General features: G+C 57.7%; 12 protein-coding genes. 6 read left to right on the forward strand and 6 right to left on the reverse strand.

Features of this window, described 5'->3' with window-relative positions:
* Positions 1–65: 65 nt before the first annotated feature.
* From CA948_RS15100 to CA948_RS15125, 5 genes are all read right to left on the reverse strand, one after another.
* Positions 66–719 (reverse strand): formate dehydrogenase subunit gamma, encoded by a 654-nt coding sequence (locus CA948_RS15100; protein ID WP_108728432.1) that lies wholly within the window; start codon positions 717–719, stop codon positions 66–68.
* Complete coding sequence (gene fdxH / locus CA948_RS15105) at positions 712–1,629, reverse strand: formate dehydrogenase subunit beta (RefSeq protein ID WP_021447214.1); 918 nt, start codon at positions 1,627–1,629, stop codon at positions 712–714. The genes CA948_RS15100 and fdxH overlap by 8 nt, the downstream gene beginning before the upstream one ends.
* 3 nt (positions 1,630–1,632) lie before the next feature.
* Entirely contained in the window at positions 1,633–4,707 is a 3,075-nt protein-coding gene (gene fdnG, locus CA948_RS15110) for a formate dehydrogenase-N subunit alpha (RefSeq protein ID WP_159063960.1), read from the reverse strand.
* A gap of 234 nt (positions 4,708–4,941) precedes the next feature.
* Positions 4,942–5,616, reverse strand: a complete 675-nt coding sequence (locus CA948_RS15120; protein WP_108728433.1) for a TehB-like domain-containing protein — start codon at positions 5,614–5,616, stop codon at positions 4,942–4,944.
* A 233-nt stretch (positions 5,617–5,849) separates the two neighbouring features.
* Positions 5,850–6,563 carry a Crp/Fnr family transcriptional regulator gene (locus CA948_RS15125; protein ID WP_108728434.1) on the reverse strand — a complete coding sequence of 238 codons (714 nt, stop codon included), beginning with the start codon at positions 6,561–6,563 and terminating at the stop codon, positions 5,850–5,852.
* Positions 6,564–6,792: 229 nt separating this feature from the next.
* Between CA948_RS15125 and CA948_RS15130 the strand changes: the two genes are divergently transcribed.
* The 6 genes from CA948_RS15130 to CA948_RS15155 all read left to right on the forward strand — a co-directional run bounded on the left by CA948_RS15130 (position 6,793) and on the right by CA948_RS15155 (position 13,098).
* Positions 6,793–7,905 carry an ABC transporter substrate-binding protein gene (locus CA948_RS15130; protein ID WP_238988608.1) on the forward strand — a complete coding sequence of 371 codons (1,113 nt, stop codon included), beginning with the start codon at positions 6,793–6,795 and terminating at the stop codon, positions 7,903–7,905.
* Positions 7,902–8,681, forward strand: coding sequence for an ABC transporter permease (locus CA948_RS15135; RefSeq protein WP_094197932.1), 780 nt, complete (start codon positions 7,902–7,904; stop codon positions 8,679–8,681). The genes CA948_RS15130 and CA948_RS15135 overlap by 4 nt, the downstream gene beginning before the upstream one ends.
* Positions 8,674–9,375 carry an ABC transporter ATP-binding protein gene (locus tag CA948_RS15140; RefSeq protein WP_108728435.1) on the forward strand — a complete coding sequence of 234 codons (702 nt, stop codon included), beginning with the start codon at positions 8,674–8,676 and terminating at the stop codon, positions 9,373–9,375. The genes CA948_RS15135 and CA948_RS15140 overlap by 8 nt, the downstream gene beginning before the upstream one ends.
* Positions 9,372–9,815 (forward strand): CopD family copper resistance protein, encoded by a 444-nt coding sequence (locus tag CA948_RS15145; RefSeq protein WP_108728436.1) that lies wholly within the window; start codon positions 9,372–9,374, stop codon positions 9,813–9,815. Before CA948_RS15140 ends, CA948_RS15145 begins: the two co-directional genes overlap by 4 nt.
* Before the next feature lie 23 nt (positions 9,816–9,838).
* Positions 9,839–11,947: a TonB-dependent receptor family protein gene (locus CA948_RS15150; protein ID WP_108728437.1), complete on the forward strand. Its 2,109-nt coding sequence runs from the start codon at positions 9,839–9,841 to the stop codon at positions 11,945–11,947.
* A gap of 731 nt (positions 11,948–12,678) precedes the next feature.
* Positions 12,679–13,098, forward strand: a complete 420-nt coding sequence (locus CA948_RS15155) for a helix-turn-helix domain-containing protein (protein ID WP_159086141.1) — start codon at positions 12,679–12,681, stop codon at positions 13,096–13,098.
* Between the two features lie 142 nt (positions 13,099–13,240).
* Here the strand turns inward: CA948_RS15155 and CA948_RS15160 are convergent, their stop codons facing one another.
* On the reverse strand, positions 13,241–14,191 hold the full coding sequence (locus CA948_RS15160) for a carbon-nitrogen hydrolase family protein (RefSeq protein WP_108728439.1): 951 nt from the start codon (positions 14,189–14,191) through the stop codon (positions 13,241–13,243).
* Between the last annotated feature and the right edge of the window lies 1 nt (position 14,192).

A 14,192-nucleotide genomic window follows, 5' to 3' on the forward strand; every position in this document is an offset into this window, starting at 1 on the left:
AAAACAAGGCTGCCATGCCCGAAATGGTGCATGGCAGCCGGGTTGCTGATAAAACAGAGCCCCGCTTATTCGGCAGGACGGCTGGGACCTTTTTCCATTTCTTCACGGAACCAGGCGCGGTGGTGTTTCCAGGCCCAGGCACGGGTGACCGTGCCACGGGTCATGGCTTTGACCGAACCCTTTACCCAGATACCGGCGTAGATGTGCACGATAATCGCGCAAATCATCAGCAGGGCGCAGACCGCATGCAGCACGGAGGCCAGGCGGATAGCCCAGATGGGGAAGAAGGCGGAAAAGTATTCGCGCCACATCACCACACCGGTTGCCAGCAGGCCGATCATGAAGATCACCAGGGCAAAAAACAGGATCTTTTGCCCGGCGTTGTAACGGCCTACTTCGGGGATGCGCTCGTCCTTGGCGTTCAGTACGTCCTTGAAGTGACGCAGCCAGGCCGCGTCACCCTTGGAGAACATATTGTGCCGTACCATGCGCGCTGCAAACAGGAAAAAGCACACAAACATCACCACGCCAATAAACGGGTGAAGAATGCGTGTCCACGGGCCGCCACCAAACAGATTGGTCAGCCAGTACATTGACGGATGAAACAGCGCCAGCCCGGACAAGGCCAGCAGCACAAAGCTCATGGCAATGATCCAGTGATTAATGCGCTGACTGGTGGTGTAGCGCTGAATCATGCCCTTGCGGTTGTGATCAGTCATGGTGAGCCTCCTGGATCTTGCGGGCGTCCTCATCGGCGCGGCGCTCGTCTTCCTCGTCAGTCTCGTTAGGACCGGTTCGGATGTAGTGGAAGAAACCAATCAGGGCGGTCAGTGCCATAGCCGCAACCCCCAGCGGTTTGGCTACCCCCTTCCAGAGCGAGACCATCGGGCTGATTTGCGGGTCCTTGGGCAGATCGCTGTACAGCTCGGGCTTGTCGGCATGATGCAGCACATACATGACGTGGGTGCCACCCACTCCAGCCGGGTCGTACAGACCGGCGTTTTCAAAGCCACGCGATTTCAGGTCTTCGATACGCTCTGCAGCGTGGTGCTGCATGTCTTCTTTCGTACCGAACACAATCGCGCCGGTCGGACAGGTCTTGGCACAGGCCGGTTCCTGTCCGACCGCGACACGGTCTGAACACAAGGTGCACTTGTAGGCTTTCTTGTCCTTTTCCGAAATGCGGGGCACATCGAAAGGACAACCGGTCACGCAGTAGCCGCAGCCAATGCAGTTTTCCTCGTGGAAATCCACAATGCCGTTGGTGTACTGCACGATGGCGCCCGGCGAGGGACAGGCCTTCAGACAGCCCGGATCCTCGCAGTGCATACAGCCGTCTTTGCGAATCAGCCATTCCAGATCGCCAGCGGGGTTTTCATACTCCGCAAAGCGCATGATGGTCCAGGACTTGTCGGTCAGGTCGGCCGGGTTGTCATACACCCCGACGTTGTGGCCGATTTCGTCGCGCGTATCGTTCCATTCCATGCAGGCGACCTGACAGGCCTTACAGCCAATGCACTTACTGGTGTCGATCAGCTTGGCCACCTCCCCGCCCACGGGCTCGCGCACGCTGGGCGATGGGGTGGTGGTTGCGGAGCGCCGTTTGATATCGAGTGATTGCAAGGCCATGGCTTACTCCTTAACCTTTTCAAGTTGAACCAGAAAGGCCTTGGTTTCCGGCGTTTGCGAGTTGCCGTCCCCGACGGGCGGTGTCAGCGCATTGATCAGGAAACCGGGTCGGGCCAGACCTACAAAACCCCAGTGCAGCGGGATCCCCACTTGGTGGACAACTTTGCCATCCACGTTCAGGGCCTTGATGCGCTTGGTCACCACCGCCACGGCTTTGATATAGCCCCGGTTGGAGGACACCTTGACGCGGTCGCCGTGCACGATGCCCACTTCCTTGGCCAGTTCCTCGCCAATTTCCACAAACTGTTCAGGCTGCACGATGGCGTTCAGCTCCACGTGTTTGGTCCAGTAGTGGAAGTGCTCGGTCAGGCGGTAGGTTGTGCCCACATAAGGGAACTTGTCTACCGTACCCATGGCGGCCAGGTCGTCCTTGAAGATACGCGCGGCCGGGTTGGTAATGGCACGGGGCTCGTCAGGACTGAGCGGGTTGTAGCTGAGCGGGCTTTCAAAGGGCTCGTAGTGCTCGGGGAAGGGGCCTTCTGCCATGCCTTTTCGGGCAAAGAAGCGGGCCACCCCTTCGGGGTTCATGATGAACGGTCCCATGCCATCGGCCGGGTTTTCATCGGCTTTGTAGTCAGGGACATCTGCACCCCCCCAGCGCTTGCCGTCCCAGTGAACCAGGTTGCGGCGTGGGTCAAAGGGTTTGCCGTTCAGGTCACAGGAGGCACGGTTGTAGAGCACGCGACGGTTCGCTGGCCAGGCCCAGGCCCAGTTCAGCGTCTGGCCGATGCCGGTTGGATCGCTATTGTCTCGGCGAGCCATCATATTGCCTTGCTGTGTCCAGGCGCCGGCATAGATCCAGCAACCACTGAGCGTGGTGCCGTCGTCGCGCAATTGGGCAAAGCCATCGAGCTGTTCGCCTGCTTTACGTATGATCTTGGTCGGATCTTTGGGATCGACCAGGTCAACCAGTGCTCGTCCCGAGTATTCCTTGGCCAGTTCAGCGGCGGTTGGATCATCCGGGTTGGAGTACGGCCAGGACAGGTTCAGGATCGGGTCAGGGAAGGCGCCGCCTTCTTTCTGATACAGCGAGCGAATATGCGTGAACAGCGTACTCATGATCTCAATGTCGCTCTTGGCCTCGCCCGGAGGGTTGGCTGCCTTCCAGTGCCATTGCAACCAGCGGCCCGAGTTCACCAGTGCGCCTTCTTCCTCGGCGAAACAGGTGGTGGGCAGACGGAACACTTCGGTCTGGATGGAAGCGGAATCGACATCATTGTGTTCGCCATAGTTCTTCCAGAACTCTGACGTTTCCGTGACCAGCGGGTCCATGATGACCATGTACTTGAGCTTGGAGAAACCACGCAGCAGCTTGGCCTTGTACGGTGCTGCCGCCAGGGGGTTAAAGCCCTGACAGATGTAGCCCGTCATCTTGCCTTCGTCCATCAGCTCGAACACTTGCAGCATGTCGTAGAGCTTGTCCAGCTTGGGCAGGTAGTGATAGGCCCAGTTGTTCTCGGCCTGGGCGGCATCACCGAACCAGGCCTTCATCAGGCTGACGTGGAACTTCTTGTAGTTGCGCCAGTAGCTCAGCTGGTTAGGGCGTAGCGGTTGAAGGGCACGTGCGCCAATGTAGCCGTCAAACTCTTGCTCGGCCTGGTTGGGCAAGGTCAGATAGCCGGGCAGCAGGTTGGACATCAAACCCAGGTCAGTCAGACCCTGAATATTGGAGTGTCCGCGCAGCGCGTTCATGCCACCGCCGGCAATACCAATATTGCCCAGCAGCAACTGCACCATAGCGCCGGTACGGATGATCTGCGAGCCAATCGTGTGTTGCGTCCAGCCCAGTGCATACAAAATGGTGCCAGCGCGACCCGGTTCAGCGGTCGAGGCCAGCATTTCACAGACTTTCAGGAATTTGTCCTTGGGCGTGCCACAGACGCGTTCCACCATCTCGGGCGTGTAGCGCTCGTAGTGCTTGCGCAGCAGTTGGTAAACCGAGCGTGGGTGTTGCAAGGTCGGGTCGGTTTTGACATAGCCGTCCTCGCCCAGCTCGTAGTCCCAGGAGGATCGGTCGTAGCTGCGTTTTTCTTCGTTGTAGCCCGAATACAGCCCCTGCTCGAAGTCAAAGTCTTCGCGCACGATAAAGGGCATATCGGTGTAGTTGCGCACGTATTCGTGCTGGATCTTGTCGTTATCCAGCAGGTATTTGATGACGCCACCCAGAAAGGTGATGTCACTACCGGTACGTATCGGTGCGTAATAGTCCGCCACGGATGCCGAACGCGTAAAGCGTGGATCCACAACGATCAGTTTTGCATTGTTGTGTGCTTTGGCCTCGGTCACCCATTTGAACCCACAGGGGTGCGCCTCGGCTGCGTTGCCGCCCATAATCAGCACAATATCCGCGTTCTTGATGTCGACCCAATGGTTCGTCATCGCTCCACGGCCAAACGTCGGGGCAAGACCTGCCACCGTCGGGCCGTGTCAGACACGTGCTTGGTTATCGAACGCCAGTACACCCATGCTGCGGATGACTTTATGGGTGATATAGCCCACTTCGTTACTGCTTGCCGACGCCGCCAGCATGCCCGTAGTCAGCCAACGGTTGACGACGGTGCCGTCTTCAGCCGTGGTCTGGAAGTTGGCGTCGCGGTCTTCTTTCATCAGCTTGGCAATACGCGTGAAAGCGTCTTCCCAGGAGATGCGTTCCCATTTGTCCGAACCAGCGGCGCGGTATTCGGGGTATTTGAGTCGGTTGGGGCTTTTGATGAAATCCACCAAGCCTGCGCCCTTGGGACAGAGTGTGCCGCGGTTGACCGGGTGATCCGCGTCGCCTTCGATGTGAACCACACTGGGCTCGGCATTCATGGCACCGTCACCACGGGAGTACAGCAGCACCCCACAGGCTACAGAACAGTAAGGACAGGTATTTCGCGTCTCTGTCATGCGGGTCAGTTTGTACTGCCTGACTTCCGCCATGGCGGGGGTGGGCGCAGCGCCCAGCAAAACCATGCTGGAACTGGCCAGCGAGGCCCCCGTCACTTTGAAGAACTGACGCCGATTCATGTTCACCATGCGGCTCTCCAATAGGATTGTGTTTTCGTGTTTGAAATCTGAAGGGGGCGCCTTGTGAGCGGTGCCCCTGGTTTATAGTTGAACAGTATAAGCGTTGAACGTAAGGGTCCAGCCTGATGGGCGTGTCTAATTGACCAAGAATAATCTTGATTCTATTGAGGTTTTCACGCCAGAGCCGCAAGTGTAGTCGGTGATGCGGGTATTCACCTACTATTTGTAAGGGATTTTTTCAATTCAGCGGGCTTGTTTGAAGAACTCGATCTGGAAGCTGCCGGGCAGCTCGAACTCCACGTGATGCAGGACCTGGGGCTCAATCGCCACGCATTGCCCGGCGGTCAGGACCACTTCAGTAAAGGGCTCCTGGTCCAGCACAAAACGCAGCACGCCGGTTTGGACCCGCAATAGCCCCCAGGTGCCGACTTTGGTGTTGTGAGCGCGGCGTAGGGCCTCGGGCAAATTGTCTGGCGTGAAAACGGGGGATTGGCTGTAGCGTTCCAGCCCTTCGGGCAGGGTGTCGGGCAGGCGTGTTTGATTGCTTTGCGCCTGATAGGTTTGCCAAAGTTTGGCGGCAATGCGGTCTGCCATGGCGTCTGCCTTTTCTTGCAGGGCGGGTTTGCCCAGCGTCGCTGTGGTTTGGTGGAAAATTGCCAGCCAGCGCTCAAACAAGGGCCAGGATAAGGTGGGCAGGGCCGCATGGCGCGCAATGGGGGCGCCCTTGAAGCGGCGTGTGCCCAGCAAAATGGCCGACCAGAAATCGCACAGCATATCCAGGTGCTCGTCCCAGTTTTTCACCGTGTGTTCAAAAATCGGGCCTAGCTGTGCATCTTGCCGTACCTGGGCGTAGAACTGGGTCACCAATTGGCGGATGTCGGCTTCGGTGTAATCGGCCTGCGGCAGCGCGTGTGTCATGGATATCAAGCAAAGGGGCTAAAAGCCGGCATTCTCGGTCTGCTTGAAAGGTCCTCCAATGACAAAAGTCATGACGGTATGGGGCGGCGGCGCGAATTTGCTTCTGGTTTGAGGCAGCGATGAACACTTGCTCCGTTTTTAAGGCAGCGACTAAAAAAGAGGGGGCCTGTGGCCCTGCGTCAGGGGCTGATGGATGCTTTTGGACGATGTTGCGCTGATGGGCCTGAGGCTACTTAAAAGGAGCGTTGTGCAGGGCTGGCTAAACGTCGTAGATGCGCCTGGTCGCGTACCTGCCAGTCACTGCGTTTGCCACTGACATAGCCGCGCGCCTGCCAGTCGGTAAACAAACGGCTCAAGGTTTCTGCCCGTATGCCCAAATGGGAGGCCAGTTGCCGCTGGTTCAAGGGAAGCTGGATATTTTCCCCTTGGCGGGCTTGCAGATTCAGCAAGTAGTTGGCTAGGCGCTCGGCCGCTGAGCTGGCGGAAATCCAGTCCACTTTATTGACCTGTGCATATAAGGCACTGCTCAGGCCGGCCATCATGTTCATGGCCAGGTCGGGCCAGCGACGGCAGGCTTCTTGCAAACTGCTGCGTGAGAGCTTGTAAACATGCACGGGCCCCCTTGCACGGGCGCACATGGGGTAGCGGCCGTGGGGCATGAACATGGCCGCTTCCGCCACCAGTTGACCGGGATCGAACACGTGAAAAACACGTTCGTCGCCATTTTGGCTATAGCGCAGGATTTCTACCTGGCCGCTATCGACCAGCAAGCAATAGCGGGCCTCGTCTCCTTCATCGAACAGGATCTGTCCCGGATAGGCGTGTTGAGCCAAGGCGTCACGGCACAAATGCTCGATGGCCTCGATGGGCAAACCTTGAAGGAGGCGGTGGCGGGCCAGTAATTCAAACAAAGCGGGGCACAGGCCGGGCATGTTGACTTTTGTCATTTGGGCGCTGAGATGAAGATGGGAGAATTTCCATTTGATAATAGTTCTCATTATACGAATCTTCATGCCATATAGCTATCAAGGGTTTTGCCGCTGGGCTGCTCCTCAGGCAAAAAACGCCCGTTCAGACAGAGGGCAGCAGGCGATAGCCTGCCACGCGCGTGGGCTGACTTTAAACCAGGCTGTTCCCAGGGCAATCGATGCTGGCGTATCGGGTAAGCATGCTGCCATGCCCCGTCTGGATGAACCTGATCTAAAAACCGGGGAACAGCTTCACGTTTTTGATGCAGTTAAGGAGCGGGTTTTGGCGCGGTTTAGCGCTACGGTGCTGGGTATTTCCAAAAGAGATGGCCGTGGCATAGTCATCCGCCGCATCTCGGGGCGTGTTTGGGCTGGTTTGCTCTTGGCCTTGTGTGTCGCAGGTGCCCAGGCCGCGCCCCGCTACGAGTCCCTGACTCTGGCTGGCCCCGCTGCGGTGGTGTCCTATCCCTTGATGCATATGGCGCAAACCCAGGCCTTGAGCCAATACACGGACAAGCTGGAATTTCGTCTGTGGCAAAACCCGGATCAGTTGCGTGTTTTGCTGGCCAAAAAAGAAGTGGATTACAGCGCCGCACCCAGCAATTTGTCCGCCTTGATGTTCAACAAGGGGCAAGCCGTCAAGCAATTGAATATCTCGGTCTGGGGGATTTTGTGGCTGGTCAGCCGAGATCCGGCGGTCAAGGACTTTAGCGATCTGGCTGGTAAAGAACTGCTGGTGCCATTCCAGCGTGATCTGCCTGCTGTTCTGCTGGATACCTTGCTGGCCAAGCAAGCCGAGCCGGGCAAGGATGCCGTGCGCTTGCGCCGTACCCGCGATGCTCAGGATGCCATTGCTTTGATGCTGACCGGGCAGGGGGATCAGGCCTTGCTGGTGGAGCCTACCGCTTCTTTGCTCTTGTGGCAGGCAGAGCAGAAGAAGGTAGATCTGCATCGCGGCCAAAGCCTGGAGCAAGCCTGGGCGGAGGTTTTCCCTTCGCAACAGGCACTGCCCCAAGCCGGTGTCATGGCTAACGTCACCGTGGCTCAGGACACCGAGCTGAATCAGGCTGTGGAGCGGGCGTATGCCGAGTCGGCCCGTTGGTGCAGTCAGCAACCGCAAGCGTGCGCCCAAATGGTTCATGGCTATTTGCCTCAGTTCCCTGTTCCGGCAATTCAAACTGCGATTGAAAAGACCCGTCTGGATAGTCATCCAGCCAGTGAAATCCGCCCTCAACTGGAAGCGCTGTATCAATTGCTGGCGGATCAGCACCCCCAAGCCTTGGGGGGTGGTCTGCCTGCTGCCGGGTTTTATGGGCCATGAAGGTCAAGCCTCATTTGACGGCCCGTAGCTCACGCGTCTGGGGTGTTGTGGGTGTGTTGCTGATCTTGCTGTGCTGGCAGATCAGCGCCCTGTTTCTGGGGCCTTTGTTGATGGCCTCGCCTATAGAAACCGCCCGCGCGATTCCGCGTTTGATGATGTCCGGCCACTTTCTGAATGACGCTGGAGCCAGCCTCTTGCGCGTGGCAGTCGGCGTCAGTGTGGGTTGCTCCATCGGTTTTACGCTGGGGATTCTGGCGGCACATAGCCCGCGCCTGCGTGGCCTGCTGGAGCCTTTGCGCTGGCTGCTGATGGCGATCCCGCCTGTGGTGGTCGTTGTGCTGGCCATGCTGTGGTTTGGTCTGGGCTCGGGCATGGTGATTTTCATGACGGTGCTGATGATGGTGCCGGGCATGTACGTCAACACGGTCAAAGGCATGTTGCAGGTGGACCGCGACTTGATCGAGATGAGCCACGTTTATCGTTTTGGCTGGTGGCGTCGTCTGCGCCACCTGTATCTGCCTTCTTTAACGGCTCCCTTGACGGCTGCCTTGTTGATTGCCTGCTGCGGCGGTGTGCGTCTGGTGGTGATGGCCGAAGTGCTGGGCGCAGAAAGTGGTGCAGGCTATGCCTTGGCCAATGCGCGCAGCACCTTTGACAGTGCCGAGCTATATGCCTGGGTGGTGTTGATTCTGGGCTTGGTGGCCGCGATTGAATTTGTTCTGCTGCAACCCTTGCAGCGTCGTTTGGGACAGTGGCGGGAGGACAGCCATGCTTGAGCTACGCCATGTCCAGGTCCTGTTTGGACGAAAGCCGGTTTTGCAGGATTTAAGTTTCACTTTGAAAGCCGGGCAGCGCCTGGGCGTTCTGGGGCCTAGTGGTGAAGGCAAAAGTACCTTGCTGCGTTTGGTGGCAGGGCTGATCAAACCCGATAGCGGCCAGATCTGGAACCCGTTTCGTCACCCCGTGCTGGTGTTTCAGCAGCCTCGTTTACTGCCTTGGCGCAGCGTGCTGGATAACGTGCAGATTCCGCTGAGGGCACAGGGCCTGTCGGCTGCTCAAGCCAAAGAGCGTGCCATGTATTGGTTGGCTCAGGTAGAGCTGGCCAGTGTTGCCCAGTGCTGGCCGGGGGAGTTGTCTGGTGGCATGGCGCAGCGGGTGGCACTGGCCCGCGCCTTTGCCTTGCAGCCGGACCTTCTGCTGCTGGACGAACCTTTCAGTGCCCTGGACCCGGCCTTGCGCCATAGTCTGGCCCAAGTCTGCCTGCGTTGTCTGGAAGAAACTGGAGCGGCACTGCTGTATGTCAGCCATCAACCTCGCGAACTGATGCGGGTGGCCGACTCTTGCCTGCTACTGCAAAAAGGGCAGGGCCAACTGTTTGAGCCTGCCAGCCCTGGCGATGCCGCTGCCCGTGAGCATCTGGCCGATTCTTTGTATGCCCAACTCTTGTCTCAGGAGGCTTTGACGCCATGACTGCCTATCCCGTGATTTTGCTGTTCCATCTGTTTGCCGCCCTGTTTTTTATTGGCACGGTGTTCTTTGAAGTCCTGATGCTGGAAGGCATACGCAAGCACGTTCCACGAGAGGCCATGCGTACATTGGAGATTGCGATTGGTGACCGTGCCCGCCGCATCATGCCCTGGGTTCTGTTGGTTCTGTACAGCGCCGGGATAGGTTTGGCCTGGCATCACCGCGCGGCGCTGGCCCATCCTTTTGATAACACTTTGGGTCTGTTCCTGACCATCAAGATTCTGTTGGCGCTGAGCGTTTTTGCTCACTTTCTGACCGCCATGACCTTGCGACGCACCGGACGCCTGAAGTCCATCCATTTCAAGCGCATTCACCTAAGCGTGTTCTGTCACATGGTCGGGATCGTGATCCTGGCCAAGACCATGTTTTATCTGCACTGGTAATTTCACTTTCTATCGAGAATACGATGTCACACGTTCCTGTATTGCGTCGGCTGACGGTCAGCCTGGCGCTGGGAGGGCTGTGGTCGGGCGCCGCCTGGGCCGAGCCGTCTACCTCCACCTTGTCTCCCATTGTCATCAAGGCGCCTGTTGGGCAAAGCGTGCTGCAGGCTGATCTGCGACAAGAGAAAGCCCGTTTGGATGCCGTGCCTGGTGGTACTAATTTGATCCAGCCGCAGGAAGAGCTGCGTCTGGTGACTTTGCGCGATGCTCTGGACTATCAGCCCGGTCTGGTGGTGCAGGATTTTTTTGGTGGCATTGATCAGCCACGGCTCAATATCCGGGGTTCGGGCATTCAAAGTAATCCGGTCAATCGAGGTGTTTTGTTGTTGCAAGATGGCCTGCCTTTGAACGAGGCGGATGGCTCGTTTGTGATTGGTTTTCTGGAACCGCGTAACAGTTCCCTGATCAGTGTGCGCCGAGGTGCAAATGCCTTGTCGGCCAGTGCGACCACCTTGGGTGGTGAGCTGGATTTCCGTTCCATGAGCGGCACGCAAGGCGACACCATCAGCGTGGAAGGCGGCAGCTTTGGGCGTCTGGGTTTGTATGCGGCCAAGGGTTTTCAGACGGACGAATTCGATGGGCGCTTGGCTGTCAGCCATGACAAGGCCGATGGCTATCGCCATCACTCGGATTCCGAGCGTACGAATGTGCAGGGCAATATTGGCTTCAAACGCGGGCAGTTCGAGAACCGCACCTACCTGTCTTATGTGGATTTGAAGTTTGATATTCCCAATGTGGTCCCGCGTGAACGTCTCTACAGCGATCCGCGCAGTGTGATGGGTGATTACGACACGCCGCAGGACAGGGCGGCGAATGTCTATAAGCGTGACCCGAATCGCAAGGCCACGCAGTTCCGCTTGGCTAACCGCAGCTATTGGGGAACGGAGGAGTTCAACCAGACCGTGGGCCTGTACTGGCAGACCGTGGACGATACTTTTACGAATCCGCAAGTGTCCTCGCCCACCAAAGGGCATACCTATGGGGCGCAATGGCAGGTAGCGGGCCGTGAAGGCAGCCTGGATTATCGCTTGGCGCTGGACTGGGCGCGCAGTGATATGGATCGTGAGCTGTACGCGGTTAATCCCGCCAATGGCAGCCGCGCCTTGTTTTTTGGGGACTATCGCCTGCGTGCTGAAAACCGCAATGCGCTCTTGGGCTTGAGCTGGAATGTGGCACCCCAGTGGACGGTGGTGGGGGATGTGAAGTACAGCCAGGCGATTCGTGACGCGCGCAATCGTTTGGGTGGCGAGACCTTGGATCAGAAATGGTCGTATGCCAGCCCGAAACTGGGCGTGGTGTGGCAGCCGTCCGAGGATTTGCGGGTGTTTGCCAATGTCAGCCGCAGTCATGAGGCGCCTACGTATTGGGAGATCATCAGTGCGCAAGTGCCGCAGCCCATGAATGTGCGTTCGGCAGTGACGGGGCTGACGGAATTGAATGTGCAAAAGGCCACGACTTTTGAGTTGGGCGGAGCCGGGCGTTTGGGTAGTGGCGAGTCGGCGGTGGACTGGTCCTTGGCTGTGTATCGCAGCAATGTGAAAGATGAGCTGATGGCTGTCAGTGATGCGACGGGGGCGTCGTCAGTGACGTTCAACTATGGCGATCGCACACGGCACCAGGGGGTGGAAGCGGGTTTGAGCGGTTCTTTGCCTGCTCCGGCGGCAGGACGTTGGGACTATCGCCTGTCCTATACCTACAGCGATTTCCGTTTCCGTGGGGGCGAGTATGAGGGCAATCGCATTGCCGGGGTGCCCAAGCATTTGCTGGGGGCAGAGCTGATGTATCGCCGTGGTGGCTGGCGCTTTGGGCCGAACCTGCGCTGGCTGGCTTCGGATACGCCGACCAATCATCAGAATGTGCAAGGCACGCATCAAAATGCGTATGCCATTTGGGGATTCAAAGTTGCCTATCAGCATGACAAGCATTGGAGTGCGTATCTGATGGCAGATAACATTTTTGATAAGACTTACGCCAGCAGTTATGTGATTCGTCGCTCGGCTTCGGAGGCGATGCCCACGTATCTGGCGGGCAATGGCAGGAGTTTTTTTGGTGGGGTGAAATATAACTTCTGATCGTTTTGATGTTTTGGTTTTTGGGGATTGCTTAACGATTAGGTAGGAATTGTCTCAGTGAAGACGCCCCTCTGGCCTGCGCCGGGGCCTGGGGGCTTGAGCACTTGCCGGTGCTGCGCACCGGTCCCCTTGGCCAGAGATCAGGCAGGGCGCACCCAGAACTCACCCGGTACTTGGTCCCCCGGACCAAGTGCAAGCGTCGGGTTCAAACAACTGGGTGCTTGTACCCCTGCCTGATCTCCCGCCTGCGGCAAGCGCTCTGAATCGCCCCAAGGCCCCGGCGCAGGCCAGAGGGGCTCTCAGGGAATTCATGCCTTAGGAGGGCTGACTCTGGGCTTTTGATTTGGGCTTTCATTGCGCGATGCTTTGGAGACTTCACGACTTCACGACTTCACGACTTCACGACTTCACGACTTCACGACTTCACGACTTCACGGCTTTATGGCGCTGTGCTTGGGTGGCCCTAGGCCTTCATGTATCTAGACGTGGTGTCGTGTGGTTTGGTTGTTGCTGTTGTTGTTGTTGTTGATATGCGCCGTGCTGTGTTTTGGACGAGTGCCTCTGAACGTGTTCAGGGGCATTTTTTATGGTTTGTGTGGGCGTATTTTTTTGATCAGGATCAGTCGGGAGGGCGGGCAGGGGGCACTTTCAGAATTATCTGACAGATCAGGGTGGAGCGAGCCGGTAAGTTCATGGTTCACCGTCACCTTACATCCCTAGATTTGTCAGCCATGATGAACACGTATTTATTGACCACTGAAGATACCGATCCTCGCACATTGCCCGAGCAGGCGGTGTTGTATGCCCATCTGTTGACACGCGATGCCATGAAAGACGAGTGTGTGCGCAAGCTGGTGGTCGCACCGCGTTTTGTGCGTTCGGATAAAGGGATTCCGTATGCGGTGCTCAAGGATATGCGCACGCATCGCTGGACTTTGATTCGAGCCTGGCGCGAGTATCTGGAGATCAAGCGCGAACGCCTGGCCGGCCGGCTGGGGATCAGTGTGGCGGAATATAACGTGATCGAGAAAGGTCTTGTTCCGTTGAGCCAGGCTATGTTGGCTCTTCTGGCGCAGGGAATGGGTCTGGACGAGACGCAGTTGCAGGTGTCTACGTATCAGCCCGTGCTGGACCCGTTGGCCTTGAGCTAGAGCCAACGGGATAAAGAAGAAAGCTGTCACAGGAAAGAGCAGGCACAGAGAGCAGGCTGTACTTGGCTCTGAAGCAGGTCTGGCCCCATCACGTCAAAAGCGCGATGGGGCCGGTTTTTTTGAGGGGCGAGATGCAGTGGTTTTATTCGCCCGAGTCTTCGGTTTGCAGTTTCACAACCTGTTTGGCGCGGGTGTCGACATGCAGGGAGAAGATGTCAGGGCGCGAGTAGTGGCCGTAGACGTCAAAGTCCAGATTGGCCTGTTTGAGTAGGTCCATATCCAGCTCGGCGTACAGTTCGGTTTCTTCGTCAAACACCGGGCCGGCCAGCACTTCGCCGGTGGGGCTGACGATCATGCTGCCGCCGTGCATGACGTAGCTGTCTGGCGCAAATTCGCCGGGTAGAGCAAACTCTTTCTGGAAGGATTCGGGGTAGTTGTTCAGGCGGATAGCCTGGCAGGCGGACAGCACAAATACACGGCCTTCAACGGCGATGTGAATCATGGATGAGGCCCAGGTGGGACGGTCGTCTGCCGTGGGAGTGCAGTACAGCTCGGTGCCTTGGGCATACATGGTCTGACGCAGGGCCGGCATGTAGTTTTCCCAGCAGATCACCTTGCCGATGCGACCCATGGGAGTATCGACGGTACCCAGGGTGGAGCCATCGCCAAAGCCCCAGACCAGACGCTCCTGGCCTGTCGGCATCAGTTTGCGGTGGATACCCACCACGCCTTGGCCGGGAGCCAGTGTCAGCGCGGTGCAGTACAGGGTACGGCCCATTTTTTCGATCACACCCATCACGGTGTACACACCGGTTTGAGTGACGGCATCGGCCAGTGCTTCCAGCTCAGGGCCGCCCAGGGTGACGGCGCCTTCTACATACATCTGGTAGAGGGCCCGGCCCTCGGGACGACGGTTGCCGATGACGCTGCCAAAGCTGATGCCTTTGGGGTATCCCCCCAGAAAGGCTTCAGGAAAGACAGCCAGGGTGGCGCCGTTGGCAGCCACGCGCTGCAAGATGGCAGCGGCTTTTTCGACACTGCTGGCAGAGTCAAACGGGATGGACGCCGCTTGTATAACAGCAACTTTGCTCATA

Origin of the sequence: Alcaligenes aquatilis (assembly GCF_003076515.1) — a bacterium.
Lineage (GTDB): Bacteria > Pseudomonadota > Gammaproteobacteria > Burkholderiales > Burkholderiaceae_B > Alcaligenes > Alcaligenes aquatilis.